Genomic DNA, 15,530 nt, shown 5'->3' on the forward strand with positions numbered 1-15,530 from the left:
TTGAGCCTGATCGGTTATTTTACGGCAATCACGAAGGCTGCTGTTTACTATTAATCAGAGGGATTTATCTGTATCTATAAGAGAATGTTGTTTTGTGATGGGGATTTAATCTGGTTATTATAAATTCATCATGCTTTATCTTATCACTTTATTCTGTAATTTCGCTGGGTTACCATTCGAGTCTATAAAAAATGATAATGGTATATTATTTAATTAATAATTATTTTCAATAAGCATTGATAAGAACTCGCTATACATAAAAGTCAATGCATCTTATACAGTAAACTATTTCACTATAGGTTCATAATTAGTTAGGTTATTAACTTATTACTTTAGAATAGACATTGGTTCAAATAAAAACCATTTTTGTCTCGGAACAGTATCCTCTTAATGGCATGATATGGTTTATTTTGCCGCCAAACATTTTGACACAGACGTTTCCCGCGCCGCGTATATGCACAAAGCCTTCCGAAAGAAGGCAAACCTGAAAAAACGTGACGGTCATCTGCGGTAAACCGGGGATGGGTGAAAATGTTGCGGACAATAAAAAACCCGAAAGTCTTGAACCTAAGAAGGCGGGACGATCGGGCTCCTCAATTTGGGGACATCAAAGAAAAGCAGTGGCACTAATTCAGACTCTATAAGGCAAAGAAAGTTCTTGATCACGGAAAATTTTTTTGTTCACAAAGTAAACATCTCTTACTCTTTGTCTCAACCAGCCATTATGACGGATAATCTATCCCGTGGCTGCAAGAGGTGTCCTGCCCGCAGAAGCGAAGCCGGAAAAGCGCCGGTATGGCGGGTGCGCAATCCCTTGCCGTTCGTCTCGGCGTGCCGGCAGGCGTGGTGATAGTTGACCATCGTTAATGTAACGGTTTACCGTCGACATCCTCCGGTAGTAAGAAAAACTGAATCTTTCTTTTCTGTGGCCCGTCCGGAGAAACCGGAAATGCATAATCCGCCTTTTAAACTCTATCATGTTCACGAAATGAGTAGGGCGGCGCACTAATTCTTTTATTGAAAAATATCTTTGGAATGACGCGTTTGTAGAAAATAACGGGGTTTTATTTATTCAGTCCGGGAGATTTACTTCCCATATTCACTAACAAAGTGTCTTCGCCTTTTAACATATCCGATACGTTAATATTCACGAATGATAACTATATTGTTACCAGCAACTATTTGATATTAATGAATTTATCCGGTATATTCATTTTTATAAAACAGGGGTCCATTTCATATATCTACAGCGGGTTATTAGCCGTGGCCCCACTAAGGACGTAGCGCCATCCATAAAGATCTCCTCCGCTGCATTTCGCCGGGAAGAACCGATCTTTTTCTGATTATGATTGTTTAGGCTAAATAGCTTTGCAAAATAGTAGATCACTTTGATGGAACTCAGCCCGAATTGAGCGATCTGATCAATCGCCAAATTCAACAAATCACCCACCGGACTGAGCGATGCCGATCATAGCATTTATCCCTGATGAAGAACGATATCTCATGAGAAAAGAGGCCCAACAAACTCGTGATAAAATCATGCTCGCCGACTGATGGCGATGCTCATGTTGCACCAGGGAATGACCGTTACCGAGGTCGCCAAAATACTGTGTGCGGCTCGTTCTTCAATAGGAAGGTGGATAAATTTGTTTACTTTATATGGAGTTAATGGGCTGAAAAGTCTCAAGCCAGGGCGTGAGCCTCGGTGGCCTGTCGCTGATATCTTGCCCATCCTGCCGCTTCTTGTGCAACGTTCACCGCAGGATTTTGGCTGGCTGCGTTCACGCTGGAGTACGGAGCTTCTGGCTTTGGCCGTTAATCGGCTTTTTAACATCTCGCTTCATCCCGCTACTTTATACCGCTACCTGAAACAGGCAGACCTTGTCTGGCGCAGGGCCGCGCCGACACTGAAAATAAAAGACCCTCACTATGAGGAAAAATGGACGATTATCGAGCAAGCTCTGGCGCAAAACTCCTTTGATAATCCAGTGTTTTATCAAGACGAAGTCGATATCGATTTAAACCCGAAAATCGGCTCGGACTGGTGTCTGAAAGGGCAGCAAAAACGCATCGCCACGCCGGGAATGAATCAGAAGCATTACCTGGCGGGCGCGTTGCATGCCGCGACAGGCCAAGTCCATTATGTTAGCGGCAGTAGTAAGAACTCTGAGTTATTTATCCATCTATTAAGGGTATTGAAACGGACTTATCGGCGGGCCAAAACGATAACGTTAGTTGTTGATAACTATGTTATTCATAAGAGCCGGAAGGTAGAAAATTGGCTGGCTAATAATAAGAAGTTCAGAGTACTGTTTTGCCAACCTATTCTCCATGGCTGAACCCAATAGAGCGGCTCTGGTTATCGTTACATGAAACGGTAACGCGTAATCATCAATGCCGATATATGTGGCAACTCCTGAACCGGGTTGCTCAGTTTATGAAAGCCGCATCACCGTTTCCGGGTAACCAGCATGGACTGGCACAAGTGGAGCGGTAATATGAAAAGCTATTTAGGCCGAAGATCATGATTTCTTTTTTTCGTTAAACAAAGGTATTCATGGATTCTCCTACTGGGGATAGGTAGCTGGATAAACGACGGGGAGGAAAATGGCGATGACACGGCTAAGGGTTGGAACCATAAGCAGTGCTGTACTATTTCTTGTGGTTTTTGCCAGTCAAGAGAGCGGGTTCATTGTATTGAATGAAAGACACCAGGGCGCGGCGCTGGGGTTTTTACTGTACTTGCTGCCGGGAATCGTCGGCGGTCTGCTGTCTCGCGGCAGTAAAATCACTTGTCCGCTGCTGGGCGCCTTACTGGTATCGCCGTTATGCCTGCTGCTTTTCAATGTAAGCAACCAGCTGCATTATTCCCTGTGGTACCAGGTGACGTATTTGTTAAGCGCGATTTTCTGGTGTGCCTGCGGCGCGCTGGTGTGTTTTTTTGCCAGCGAAATCTTCAAACGCCATACTCTGCTGTAAGCGGCATACATGGCTTTCAGAATGCTGATATACCCTAAATAATTCGTGTCGCAGGAAAGCCAAGACATTCGCAGCTTGAAATATGAGGGGGTATAAACGTCTTTGGAACCAAAGAGGCGGGGCGCGTGGACAACCAGTACGGGCCGGTTAAGGCCGGCCCGGGGAAGTGTCGTTTATTGCTGATATAAACTGAGGTTTTCTTTAGCGTAGGCTTCAAAATCCGTACAGCCGCCGATATGAACCTGATCGACGAAAATTTGCGGCACGGTTTCCACCGGTTTACCTACGGTTTTCGACAGGTCCGCTTTGGAAATGCCTTCGGCGTGGATATCGACGTAACGGTAAGAGAAGTCATCCCGTTCAACAGTCAGTTTTTCAGCCAACTCTTTAGCGCGCACACAATAAGGGCAGCCCGGACGTCCGAAAATGACAGCAAACATATTCACTCCTTAACGTATAAAATGACAATCGAAACGAATCAATGAAAGTTGTTACGCTTCTTGTTGCCGTTTACTATGCCTGTGACCGGCGTCAAAAAAAAGCAGTAATTACCTTTCAGTTTAATGCCCCGTTCCTATCTAAAATGCCGCGACGCTGTTTTTAGCTCCCAGGCAAAACATTGCTCGACCGAAACCTACCCGCGGATTATTATCAACCGGATTATGACCAGAAAGCAGGGTACTGTGTGAAAATAGCCATTTTATCCCGGGACGGTTCCCTTTTTTCATGCAAGCGGTTACGGGAAGCCGCCGAAGCCGGCCGCCATAGCGTGGATATCATCGATCCGCTCTCCTGCTACATGAATATCAATTGTGCCGCGCCGTCCGTTCACTACCAGGGCAGGCGCCTGGCGCCCTATGATGCCGTGATCCCCCGCATCGGTACCGCCATTACCTTTTACGGAACGGCGGTGCTGCGCCAGTTTGAAATGCTGGGCAGCTATGCCCTTAATAATTCCGCCGCCATTACCAGGGCGAGGGATAAGCTGCATTCACTGCAATTACTGGCGAAAGAAGGCATAGATTTACCGGTGACCGGCTTTGCCGATTCACCCGACGATACCGGAGATTTGATTGAAATGGTCGGCGGCGCCCGCTGGTGGTGAAATTGGTGGAAGGTACTCAGGGGATAGGCGTGGTCCTGGCGGAAACCCCTCAGGCCGCTAAAAGCGTGATCGATGCGTTTCGGGGTCTGAAAGCACAGTTCCTGGTACAGGAGTATGTGCATGAGGCGCAAGGACGCGATATCCGCTGCCTGGTCATCGGCAACCAGGTGGTGGCGGCTATCGAGCGCCAGGCTCAGCCGGGGGACTTCCGCTCCAATTTGCATCGGGGCGGTACGGCCCATAGGGTGGTCATAACCCCGGCAGAACGGGCCATTGCGATAAAAGCGGTTGCTACCCTGGGCCTGGAAATCGCCGGTGTGGATATTCTGCGCGCCGAGCGCGGCCCGCTGGTAATGGAAGTGAATGCGTCGCCGGGGCTGGAGGGGGTGGAAACCGCCACCGGCATCGATATCGCAGGCATGATGATCCGCCATATCGAACAGCATGGACAACGGCGGTTGCTGTCTGCGCCGTCACGTTGATTAGCACTGCCGGTATTTTAGGATTTTGCCCCGTTTGACTGCCGTTAAAAAAGAATTGGGGTCAAATAATGCCCGCTAATCATTCAAAATCAACGTGATGTTATTGCATTACCGGCCACCCGCTTAACCGCCGTAGTTCTCCTTTTGCCGGCGAGAGCGATATTTGATGTAAATTGCTGTGTTTGACCGTAGCGCCTTTGATTAATATTCCGTAAGCTATGCCCCGTTTCGGATTTATTAATTAGGGGTTAGCGTTATGGATTCACTTGTTATTCCGGACCTTGATATCCTTAGACGCTGGTTGGAAAAAATGAGTCTCTCATTTTTCGAGTGTGACTCCTGTCAGGCGTTGCATCTGCCGCATATGCAAAATTTCGATGGAATATTCGATGCCAAGGTCGATCTGATTGACAATGTCATCCTTTTCTCCGCGCTGGCGGAAGTTCGGCCGACGGCGCTGATCGCCCTGGTGGGTGATTTAAGCCAAATCAACGCCAGTTCCCTGACCGTTAAGGCCTTTATCGATATCCAGGATGATAATCTGCCAAAGCTGGTGGCCTGCCAGTCCTTGAGTACCGAGGTCGGCATCACCTTCGGTCAATTCCGCCATTTTATGCAGCAGGCGGAAGAACAGGTCTCCATGCTCATCCTTGAAGCCCGCGCCAACGATTTATTATTCATCGAAGAGGAAGATACGCCCGCCGAGGAGAAGCATACGGCGCCGGTTATCCATTGATACCTAGCTCCTGCTGCTGCGGTAAAACTCAACTCATTGTTTTCCATGGTTTCTGCTGCGTTTTTCCTCAATTCGCCCGATTTGCCTCTCCGGTTAAGCCATAAACACCCTATTTGATAGACAAAAAATGAATAATTAATCGATTAAAGCCATTTTTTTTGCAGAGCTCTGGCGTAGCTTTGTCGCTGCGGTTATGCTTGCGATACTGCTCTGGAATCAGGGAAACGGCATGGTGTTCTTCGTTATCCCCGCGAATCCGATGAATAAAAAATATTCACGGAGATTCCATCAGCCGCTGCACCTTATTGACGCGCTGTGTCTCGGTTGAGATGCATATATACATTTTTGTTGACTGGGATCTGGAGGAAGCAACGGATGTTCACCCAACGTAAGAAATGGCTGTCGGGTTTCGCTGTCGGCTTGTTGATGGCAGCATCCGCCACTGCAATAGCGGCGGAACAAAAAACATTGCATGTGTATAACTGGTCCGATTATATCGCGCCGAATACCGTACCGGATTTCGAGAAGCAGACAGGCATCAAGGTCGTCTATGATGTATTCGATTCCAATGAGGTGCTGGAAGGCAAACTGATGGCCGGCAGTACCGGTTTTGATATTGTCGTCCCTTCCGCCAGCTTCCTTGAGCGTCAATTAACCGCCGGCGTATTCCAGCCGCTGGATAAAAGCAAATTACCGAACTATAAAAACCTGGATCCGGATTTGCTGAAATTGATCAGCCGGAACGATCCCGGCAATAAATACGCCATTCCTTACATGTGGGCCACCACCGGCATTGCCTACAACGTCGACAAGGTGAAAGCCATATTGGGCAATGACGCGCCGCTCAACAGCTGGGATTTGGTGCTCAAGCCGGAAAATCTGGCGAAGCTGAAAAGCTGTGGTGTTTCCTTCCTGGATGCGCCGTCGGAAATTTTCGCCACCGTGCTTAATTATCTGGGCAAGGATCCCAACAGCGGCAACGCCGCCGATTATACCGGCCCGGCGACGGACCTGCTGTTAAAGCTGCGCCCGAGCGTCCGGTATTTCCATTCATCGCAATATATCAATGACCTGGCAAACGGTGATATCTGTGTGGCCATCGGCTGGGCAGGGGATGTGATGCAGGCGTCGAACCGCCCCAAGGAAGCCAAAAACGGCGTGAATATCGTTTACAGTTTCCAAAAAGGGGGAGCGCTGGCTTTTTTTCACGTCCCCCCCATCCCCGCCGATGCCAAAAATGTCGACGAGGCCTATCAATTCCTGAATTACCTGATGGATCCCAAGGTCATCGCGCAGGTGAGCAACCAGATTTTTTATGCCAACGGCAATCTGGCGTCTACACCTTTGGTGGACGAAGCGGTACGTAACAATCCCGGCATTTATCCGCCGCCGGATGTGCGGGCTAAGCTCTTTACCCTCAAGGTACAGCCGCCGGCCATTGATCGCGTGATAACCCGTGCCTGGACTAAAGTGAAAAGCGGCAAATAGTTCCGTGCAGCAACCAAAAAACTAAACCTAACCGACAGGCGGCTTAATCTCCCGCCTGTTATGCTTTTCAGAAACGGCAGGACAAAAACGCCTTGTCTGTTCCTTTTGTTCCGGAGAGCCATGTCAGTGAATGATGCACTACCCCGCCCACAGCCTAAAAGTCTGAAAATGGTTACGCCATTGCTGGAAATCCGCAATCTGTCCAAGGCCTTTGACGGCCAGTTGGCGGTGGATGACGTCAGTTTGACCATTTTCAAAGGGGAGATGTTCGCTTTACTTGGGGCGTCAGGCTGCGGCAAATCCACCCTGCTGCGGATGCTGGCGGGTTTTGAGCAGCCGACCCAGGGACAAATCGTCCTGGACGGCCAGGATCTTTCCCATATGCCGCCCTACCAGCGCCCGATAAATATGATGTTTCAATCCTATGCGCTGTTTCCCCATATGACGGTGGAGCAGAATATTGCTTTCGGGTTGAAACAGGACAAGCTGCCTCGCGGGGAGATTAAACAGCGGGTGGAAGAGATGCTTACCATGGTGCACATGCAGGAATTTATCGGCAGGAAACCCCATCAGCTTTCCGGCGGTCAGCGGCAGCGGGTGGCGCTGGCCCGCAGTCTGGCCAAGCGGCCGAAATTGCTGTTGCTGGATGAACCCATGGGGGCGCTGGATAAAAAGCTGCGGGATCGTATGCAGCTGGAAGTGGTGGATATCCTTGAGCGCGTTGGGGTTACCTGTGTCATGGTGACCCACGATCAGGAGGAAGCCATGACCATGGCGGGACGAATCGCCATCATGAATCGCGGTAAGTTCGTCCAGATTGGCGAGCCGGAAGAAATTTATGAGCATCCCAACAGCTGTTTCAGCGCCGAATTTATCGGCTCGGTGAACATGTTCGACGGATTGCTTAAAGAACGCCGCGACGATTCGCTCATTCTGCAAAGTCCGGCGCTGGTGCATCCGCTGCAGGTGAATACGGACGTGTCGGTAGTGGACGGCGTGCCGGTGCATGTGGCCTTGCGGCCGGAAAAAATCATGCTGTGCGATGAAGTGCCGGCGGATGGGTCCAATTTTGCCGTGGGGGAGGTGGTGAATATCGCCTATCTTGGCGATTTATCCATTTACCATGTGCGGCTGCAAGGCGGCCAGATAATCAGCGCTCAGCTGCAGAATGCCCATCGTTTCCGTAAAGGGACGCCCACCTGGGGCGATGAGGTCCGTCTCTGTTGGGATGCGGACAGTTGTGTCGTGTTGACGGTATAGGCCAAGGGGAAAACATGTCTGTTTCGGTTGAAAAAACGCCGCCCGGATCTGAACCGGGACAGTTGAATACCCCAGGCTACCTGACGCGGCTGCAGATGAAACACGGCCGCAAGGGGGTCATATTTTTGCCCTACCTCTGGCTGCTGCTGCTGTTTATGCTGCCGTTCCTCATTGTTTTCAAAATCAGCCTGGCGGATATGGCCCGTGCGATTCCACCCTATACCGATCTGGTCACCTGGGTGGACGGCAAGCTGGATATTTCGCTGAATCTGGCGAATTTTATGCAGCTGCTGGAGGATCCGCTTTATATCGAGGCGTATTTGCAGTCGCTGCAGGTCGCGGCCATCTCCACCTTTTTCTGCCTGCTGATTGGCTACCCCATGGCCTGGGCGGTGGCGCACAGTAAGCCTTCCACCCGCAATATCCTGCTGCTGCTGGTTATCCTGCCGTCCTGGACCTCGTTTTTGATTCGGGTCTATGCCTGGATGGGAATCTTGAAAAACAACGGCGTGCTGAATAATTTCCTGATGTGGCTCGGGGTTATCCATGAGCCTTTGGTGATCCTCCATACCAACCTGGCCGTTTACATCGGAATCGTTTACGCCTACCTGCCGTTTATGATACTGCCTGTCTACACCGCGTTGACCCGCCTGGATTATTCGCTGGTGGAAGCCTCGCTGGATCTTGGCGCGCGACCGCTCAAGACCTTTTTCCAGGTGATTGTGCCGCTGACCAAGGGCGGGATTATCGCCGGTTCGATGCTGGTATTCATTCCGGCGGTGGGGGAGTATGTCATCCCCGAACTGCTCGGCGGGCCGGACAGCATCATGATCGGCCGAATCCTGTGGCAGGAGTTCTTTAATAACCGCGATTGGCCGGTGGCGTCGGCAGTGGCGGTGGTGATGCTGTTGCTGCTTATCGTGCCGATTATGTGGTTCCATAAGCATCAAAACAAAGCCCTGGGGGAACACGCGTGAATACTCTTCCGGTAGTGCGTTCGCCCTGGCGCATCGTCATTTTGGTCCTGGTCTTTACGTTTTTGTATGCCCCGATGCTGATGCTGGTGATTTATTCGTTTAACAGCTCAAAACTGGTGACTGTCTGGGCCGGCTGGTCAACCCAATGGTACGGGGTTCTGATGCATGACGACGCCATGATAAACGCGGTCACCCTCAGCCTGACCCTTGCGGCGGCCACCGCCACCATGGCGATGATTCTCGGCACGCTGGCGGCGGTGGTGATTGTCCGCTTCGGTCGTTTTCGCGGATCCGATACGTTTGCCTTTATGCTCACCGCGCCCCTGGTGATGCCGGACGTGATAACCGGTCTGTCGCTGCTATTGCTGTTCGTGGCCCTGGGGCACGCCATCGGTTGGCCGGCTGAGCGGGGCATGTTCACCATCTGGCTGGCCCATGTGACCTTTTGCACCGCCTACGTCGCGGTGGTGGTTAACTCCCGGCTGCGGGAACTGGACCAATCCATCGAGGAAGCCGCGCTGGATTTGGGCGCTACGCCGATTAAGGTCTTTTTCATTATTACGCTGCCGATGATTGCCCCGGCGATTATTTCCGGCTGGCTACTGGCATTTACCCTTTCCCTGGATGATTTGGTCATCGCCAGTTTTGTCGCGGGTCCGGGGTCCACCACCTTGCCGATGCTGGTGTTCTCCAGCGTGCGGATGGGGGTGAATCCGGAGATCAATGCCCTGGCCACTATTATTTTGGGGGTGGTGGGCATCATCGGGATGATTGCCTGGTGGCTGATGTCGCGCTCTGAAAAACAGCGCCGGCTGGACCGGCAGCGGGCGGCTCGCGGCTGATTGTCGGCACAGATGCGGCGGCATTCGCAGCGGAATGCCGATATCACTGCTCCGGCAGCGGACGGTCCGTAGCTGATTTTTGTCAAAGCTGCTAGTCTTGTTGCGTGCGCCGCACCTGTGTGGCCTCATCTGCGCGGAGAAAATCCATGTCGGAGATCTTTAGAAACCGTTATTCAGACCGGGCGCGCTGGACCGGCCATGCCCCGGTGGCGGTGGTTACCGCCGCTGTCGCCATTATCGCCACCCGCTGTCTTGGGGTGGTGATGCTGGCCGGCAATCTGGGCCTGGAGGGAATACAAAGCTTCATCAGCACCAGCAGCGGTTCCTGGGATTTGACGCTGTTGTTCCTGGCCGCCCTGGTAATACTTTTTCTGGAATTGCATTGCGGATTCGCCCTGTTGCGGGGGCGGACCCGTGCGCGCTGGTGTTTTCTAGGGTGTCAACTCATTAGCGCCGGCTATCTGTTTGTCGCCACCTGGCACGGTTATTATCCCGAAATGTTCGTGCTGCCCGGCGACGGCGCAGCTGAAATCCTGTATCAGCTTTTAATGCATAAACTACCCGATATGCTGATGCTGAGTCTGCTGTTCGTGCCGAAAACCGGCCAGCGTTTTTTTACCGGCAAACAATGATTTTGTTGCCCCGGCGGTGATACAACGCGCGCCCGTTCCGCTTTCCTGTCTGCCCATGCACTGCGATTTATTTAACGCCGACCGTTGCCGCTCCTGCCAGTGGCTAGAGATGCCTTATCCGCAACAGTTAGCGGAGAAACAGGCGCGTCTTGCCGAACTTTTGTCCCCATTGCCGGTGGAGCAATGGCTGGCGCCGGTGGCTTCGCCAGAGTCGGCCTTCCGTTATAAGGCCAAAATGGTGGTGGGGGGCAGCGTTGAGCGACCCTTGCTGGGCATGCTGCCGCAGGGCAGGGAGCCTGTTGATCTGTGCGATTGCCCGCTGTATCCCGCTGATTTCGCCCCGACGTTCAGCGTGCTGAAAACCTTTATCGGCCGCGCCGGTCTGACGCCCTACAGCGTGGCGCTCAAGCGGGGGGAATTGAAATTCCTGCTGCTCACCGCCAGCAGCCACAGCGGGGACATGATGCTGCGTTTTGTGTTGCGCTCCGAGACGAAACTCGCGGCGCTGCGGGCGGCGCTGCCCTGGCTGCGGGCGCGGTTGCCACAGCTCAAGGTGATTTCAGCGAATATCCAGCCGGTGCATATGGCCATTCTGGAAGGCGACACCGAAATCGTGCTTACCGGGCAAACCGCCCTGGAGGAGCGCCTTAATGACATCCCGCTGTTTATCCGTCCCCGCAGCTTTTTCCAAACCAATCCGGCCATCGCTGCCCGCTTGTACGACACGGCCCGTGAGTGGGTAGCGGCGCTGAATATCATCAGCCTGTGGGATCTGTTTTGCGGAGTAGGGGGCTTTGGGCTGCATTGCGCGACAGCGGAAATGCGCTTGACAGGCATCGAAATCAGCCCTGAGGCCATCGCCAGCGCCCGGCAGTCGGCCAAGGCGCTGGGACTGCGCCGGGTGGATTTCCAGGCGCTGGATTCCACCCGCTTCGCCCTGGGGCATGATACCCCCGATCTGGTGCTGGTGAATCCGCCGCGGCGCGGCATCGGCGTCGAATTATGCGGCTATCTGGACCGCATGGCGCCGCCCTGGATACTCTATTCCAGCTGCCAGGCGCAGAGCCTGGCGAAAGATGTGCTGGCGCTGCCGTCTTACCGGCTTGTCAGCGTGCAGCTATTCGATATGTTCCCGCACACCGCCCATTACGAGACGCTGGTATTGCTTAAACGCCGGGATTAGCTGCGCCGTTCGAAGCGCAGCGCGCGATACTCCACCAGGCGCATCAGCAGCGTCAATATGCCGTTGACGCACAGATAGATAATCCCGGCGGCGCCGAACACCATTACATCATACGTCCTGCCGTACATCAGCTGCCCGTGCCCCATCACATCCATCAGCGTAATGGTATAGGCCAGCGACGTGCTTTTGAAAACCAGCACCACTTCATTGGAATAGGAGGAGAGGGCGCGTTTGATAGCGAACGGCATCAGCAGCCGCAATGACTGGGCTCGGCTCATCCCCAGCGCCGAGCATGACTGCCACTGGCCGGACGGAATGGCGCGCATGGCGCCGGTAAACAGCTGAGTACTGTAGGCCGCGCTGTTCAAGGCCAGGGCGATCATGGCGCACAGCCAAGGCTGGGATACCAGCGACCATAACCAGGGTATGGCGCGTAATGCGGCAAACTGTCCCGGGCCGTAATAAATCAGGAATATCTGCACCAGCAGCGGCGTGCCGGTAAACAAGGTGATATAGATTTTCACCAGCGGCGTCAGCACCGGGAGCTTCAGGCTGACGATCACCGTAAACAGCAGCGCCAGAAACAGGGCTATCAGGATGGCGCACAGCGTCAGCGACAGGCTTACGGGCAATCCTTTCATCAAATCCGGCAGATAGGCCAGCATCACGAAGCCCTCGTTTCAAAACGCGTTGAGCGGCGTTCAATGGCGCGGAGAATGACCTGGCTCAGCAGGGTAATGGCCAGATACACCGCCGCAGCAACCAGATACCAGGTAAACGGCTGCTGGGTAAAATTGACGATACTTTTGGTTTGCAGCATCAAGTCATTGACGCTTATCAGCGAGACCAGTGCGGTGTCCTTCAGCAGCACCAGCCATTGATTTCCCAGGCCCGGCAGCGCATGACGCCACATTTGCGGCAAAATCAGCCGGAAAAAAACGGCGCTGGTTTTCATGCCCAGCGACTGGCCGGACTCCCATTGTCCCTGCGGAATGGCTTTGATAGCGCCGCGCAGGGTTTGAGATGCGTAAGAGGCGTACAGCAGTGCCAGAGCCAGCACGCCGCAGATAAAGGGGCTGACGTTGACATCCGCCGGCAGGCTCAGGGGCAGATGATAGCCGGCCAGATTAAGGGTAAAACCGTCCGACAGCGTCAGCAGCAGCTGCGACGCGCCGAAATAGATAAACAGCACTACCAATATTTCCGGCAGGCCGCGCAGCACCGTGACCACGGCGGTGCCCAGCAGCCCCAGCCATTTCCAGCGCGCGGATTCCCAAGCGGCAAAACACATCGCCAGCACCAGGCCCACAACCAGCGCGCATAACGCCAGCCCCAGGGTAGTCCCTGCGGCGCCGGCGATAGGATAAAGTTCATTCATGAAAGCGGATTACTTCTTGAACCATTTCTGGTAAATGGCCTGGTAAGTCCCATCCTGCCTGACTTTGTTCAGCGCGGTATTGAATTGATCCACCAGGGCGGCGTTATTCTGGCGTACCGCGATACCCAGACCGGTGCCGAAATAGGCTTTATCGGTGATTTTATCCCCCACCGTCGCCAGGGAATTATCTTTCTTAAGCCACTCGTTCACCACCGCGCTGTCGCCGAATACCGCGTCCAAACGACCGTTCTTCAAGTCAAGCACGGCGTTCTGGTAGCTGTCATACGGAACCGCGGTTATTTCCGGGTGTTTATCCTGCAGGAATTTCTGATGGGTGGAGCCGTTTTGCATACCTACGCGTTTGCCCTTAAGGGAAGCCAAATCGGTAAACTTGTCTTTTTGCGCGATAAAAATCGCGGAGTTTTCATAATAGGGCTGGGAAAAAGAGACCTGCTGCAAGCGTTCCGGGGTGATATCCATTCCGGAAATCACCGCATCGAAACGGCGGAATTTCAGGCTGGGAATCAAACTGTCAAACGCCTGATTGGTAAAAGTGCATTGTGCCTGCATTTCCTTGCACAGGGCATTGGCCAGATCGATGTCAAAACCTTGGATGGTATTATTGGCATCGACGAATTCGAACGGAGAGTAAGAGGCCTCGGTGGCGAAACGAATGGTTTCGGCTGCGCCCGCTGAAGCGGTCATTCCGGCCAATACGGCGGCGATAATCAATTTTTTCATTTTTTGTCCAAATATTTAATGCGATAAGTAGTGAGCAAAGGCCTCGGTTTGCGGCCGGGCAAAATGCGTCGCATCCCCCTGTTCCACAATGCGGCCGTTTTCCATATAGACGATGCGACTGGCAGTCTTACGTGCTACCTCGACTTCATGGGTGACGATCACCTGTGTGATGCCGGTCTGGGCCAACTCGCGGATGATACTGACAATTTGCGCGGTGATTTCCGGATCCAGCGCCGCGGTGGGTTCGTCGAACAGTAAAACCTGCGGTTCCATCATCAGGGCGCGGGCGATAGCCACCCGCTGCTGCTGGCCGCCGGATAAATGCAGCGGGAAACGATCGCTGAAATCCGTCAGGCGCAGGCGATCCAGCAGCTTATCGGCCCGTTCATTGGCATGCGCCCGCGACAGGCCGAGCACCCGGCAGGGGGCTTCGATCAAATTCTGCCGCACGGTGAGATGCGGCCAGAGATTATATTGCTGGAAGACCATACCGACATTTTGCCGCAGTTCACGGATGTCCTTCTCGCCGGGCTCATGCCGGAAATCATAATGATTACCGGCAATGGCCAACTCGCCGGCGCGCGGCATCTCCAGCAGATTAAGCACCCGCAGCAACGAACTTTTGCCTGCGCCGCTGGGACCGAGAAGCACCAGCGTTTCCCCGGCCGGGCATTCAAGTGTGATATCAAACAGCGCTTGATAAGCGCCGTAAAAACAGTCGATATGGTTTAGTTGAATACTCATGCGTTGAAACTGAATAGCCATTGAGGCGGCAGATGTTAACGTTGACGGACGATTGATGCAATCCGCCATGATCAAAATTTACATTTAGGTGGGTAATAATATCATGGACAGCACAAAAGGTCTTTGTGCCGGGCAATTTCCCGGTTATATGCTCTGTTGACTCATTGTCCCGCTATGGACCGCTTGCCAGTGCACCACAACGAGGCGCGGGCAGTCTTAATTTTCCAGCGCTGCGCTTCAAATATGCAGAGTCGGGACAGGATGATGGAACGTAAACACGCCGTAAACCCGTCATCCCTGGCGCGGACGGTTTACTCTTCCAGCATCCTGTTCCTCCCTATGAACTCCATGCGCATTTGCTGAATCGAACCCGTGGCCGGCACGGTTGAACAATGGGAAACCACTGGCTTGCAGGTTCCGGGCCCGGATTTTACCGCTTTTCCAGGGTCTGCCGCAGCGTCCCGGCCGGGGCAGGGGACAGCATACCGAGATAGCGCACGTCATCCACAGCCCAGCATTGGCCTTCGCGGATCATCAGCACCTCATCCTGCCACTGGACGGATTGGCTGTTCGCGCCTTGCTGACGCGACATATCCACCCGTAACGGGATGTTCTTGGCATCGGTATTCAAGATGCGCGAAGCGCTGTGGACGCTGGCCGAGGCAGGGCCGGCGGCGTTGCTGCTGAAAATATCCCCGGCGGGTAATTTAGCCGCTTTACCGCTGTCCTGCAGGCTAGCGCTGAGCAACTGATACAGCCCGTCGCTCAGATAAGGCCGGTATTGCGCCAACTGGGCGCTACCGGGTCGGCTCTGCGCGCCTTGCTGTATGCGAAGGTTATAAAATTGCTGCGCGACATCATCCGGTCCGCCTTCGGCGCAAGGGCCGATGCGGGTACCGATATCTTTGTATGCCGGTTCAACCTGGGTACAGGCGCCCAACAGCAACGCCAAGGGGAACAGTACCAACAATCTTTTTTTCATT

The 15,530-nt window shown here is 53.2% G+C and carries 14 protein-coding genes and 2 pseudogenes; 10 read left to right on the plus strand and 6 right to left on the minus strand.

What is annotated here, in order from left to right:
* Positions 1-1,461 precede the first annotated feature (1,461 nt).
* Together GTU79_RS08250 and ybjM are read left to right on the plus strand one after the other, a co-directional pair.
* Positions 1,462-2,497 (plus strand): annotated as a pseudogene (locus tag GTU79_RS08250) (IS630 family transposase).
* Between the two features lie 116 nt (positions 2,498-2,613).
* Positions 2,614-2,979 (plus strand): inner membrane protein YbjM, encoded by a 366-nt coding sequence (gene ybjM / locus GTU79_RS08255; RefSeq protein WP_253073509.1) that lies wholly within the window; start codon positions 2,614-2,616, stop codon positions 2,977-2,979.
* A gap of 173 nt (positions 2,980-3,152) precedes the next feature.
* Here ybjM and GTU79_RS08260 read toward each other — a convergent pair whose 3' ends face one another.
* On the minus strand, positions 3,153-3,419 hold the full coding sequence (locus GTU79_RS08260; protein WP_132922682.1) for a GrxA family glutaredoxin: 267 nt from the start codon (positions 3,417-3,419) through the stop codon (positions 3,153-3,155).
* A 245-nt stretch (positions 3,420-3,664) separates the two neighbouring features.
* Between GTU79_RS08260 and rimK the strand changes: the two are divergent.
* The 8 genes and pseudogenes from rimK (at position 3,665) to rlmC (ending at position 11,684) form a co-directional block, all read left to right on the plus strand.
* A pseudogene (rimK, locus tag GTU79_RS08265) lies at positions 3,665-4,566 on the plus strand (30S ribosomal protein S6--L-glutamate ligase).
* 256 nt (positions 4,567-4,822) lie between these two features.
* Positions 4,823-5,302 carry a type III secretion system chaperone family protein gene (locus tag GTU79_RS08270; protein ID WP_132922680.1) on the plus strand — a complete coding sequence of 160 codons (480 nt, stop codon included), beginning with the start codon at positions 4,823-4,825 and terminating at the stop codon, positions 5,300-5,302.
* Positions 5,303-5,677: 375 nt separating this feature from the next.
* Positions 5,678-6,790 (plus strand): spermidine/putrescine ABC transporter substrate-binding protein PotF, encoded by a 1,113-nt coding sequence (potF, locus tag GTU79_RS08275; RefSeq protein WP_214513839.1) that lies wholly within the window; start codon positions 5,678-5,680, stop codon positions 6,788-6,790.
* 126 nt (positions 6,791-6,916) lie between these two features.
* Positions 6,917-8,050, plus strand: a complete 1,134-nt coding sequence (gene potG / locus GTU79_RS08280) for a putrescine ABC transporter ATP-binding subunit PotG (RefSeq protein WP_132927831.1) — start codon at positions 6,917-6,919, stop codon at positions 8,048-8,050.
* Between the two features lie 95 nt (positions 8,051-8,145).
* Positions 8,146-9,027: a putrescine ABC transporter permease PotH gene (gene potH, locus GTU79_RS08285; protein ID WP_253073634.1), complete on the plus strand. Its 882-nt coding sequence runs from the start codon at positions 8,146-8,148 to the stop codon at positions 9,025-9,027.
* Complete coding sequence (gene potI, locus GTU79_RS08290) at positions 9,024-9,869, plus strand: putrescine ABC transporter permease PotI (RefSeq protein WP_203522229.1); 846 nt, start codon at positions 9,024-9,026, stop codon at positions 9,867-9,869. Before potH ends, potI begins: the two co-directional genes overlap by 4 nt.
* 146 nt (positions 9,870-10,015) lie before the next feature.
* On the plus strand, positions 10,016-10,501 hold the full coding sequence (locus GTU79_RS08295; protein ID WP_203522228.1) for a YbjO family protein: 486 nt from the start codon (positions 10,016-10,018) through the stop codon (positions 10,499-10,501).
* A gap of 55 nt (positions 10,502-10,556) precedes the next feature.
* Positions 10,557-11,684 carry a 23S rRNA (uracil(747)-C(5))-methyltransferase RlmC gene (gene rlmC / locus GTU79_RS08300; RefSeq protein ID WP_203522227.1) on the plus strand — a complete coding sequence of 376 codons (1,128 nt, stop codon included), beginning with the start codon at positions 10,557-10,559 and terminating at the stop codon, positions 11,682-11,684.
* Here the strand turns inward: rlmC and artM are convergent.
* The 5 genes from artM to GTU79_RS08325 all read right to left on the minus strand — a co-directional run bounded on the left by artM (position 11,681) and on the right by GTU79_RS08325 (position 15,529).
* Positions 11,681-12,349 carry an arginine ABC transporter permease ArtM gene (artM, locus tag GTU79_RS08305; protein WP_132927830.1) on the minus strand — a complete coding sequence of 223 codons (669 nt, stop codon included), beginning with the start codon at positions 12,347-12,349 and terminating at the stop codon, positions 11,681-11,683. The two genes, rlmC and artM, sit on opposite strands and share 4 nt — an antisense overlap.
* Complete coding sequence (artQ, locus tag GTU79_RS08310; RefSeq protein WP_203522226.1) at positions 12,349-13,062, minus strand: arginine ABC transporter permease ArtQ; 714 nt, start codon at positions 13,060-13,062, stop codon at positions 12,349-12,351. Before artQ ends, artM begins: the two co-directional genes overlap by 1 nt.
* Before the next feature lie 9 nt (positions 13,063-13,071).
* Positions 13,072-13,803 (minus strand): arginine ABC transporter substrate-binding protein, encoded by a 732-nt coding sequence (gene artJ, locus GTU79_RS08315; RefSeq protein ID WP_132922673.1) that lies wholly within the window; start codon positions 13,801-13,803, stop codon positions 13,072-13,074.
* Positions 13,804-13,818: 15 nt separating this feature from the next.
* Positions 13,819-14,547: an arginine ABC transporter ATP-binding protein ArtP gene (artP, locus tag GTU79_RS08320; RefSeq protein WP_203522225.1), complete on the minus strand. Its 729-nt coding sequence runs from the start codon at positions 14,545-14,547 to the stop codon at positions 13,819-13,821.
* A gap of 430 nt (positions 14,548-14,977) precedes the next feature.
* Positions 14,978-15,529, minus strand: a complete 552-nt coding sequence (locus tag GTU79_RS08325; RefSeq protein WP_132922671.1) for a lipoprotein — start codon at positions 15,527-15,529, stop codon at positions 14,978-14,980.
* Between the last annotated feature and the right edge of the window lies 1 nt (position 15,530).

The organism is Sodalis ligni (assembly GCF_016865525.2).
Taxonomy (GTDB): domain Bacteria; phylum Pseudomonadota; class Gammaproteobacteria; order Enterobacterales; family Enterobacteriaceae; genus Acerihabitans; species Acerihabitans ligni.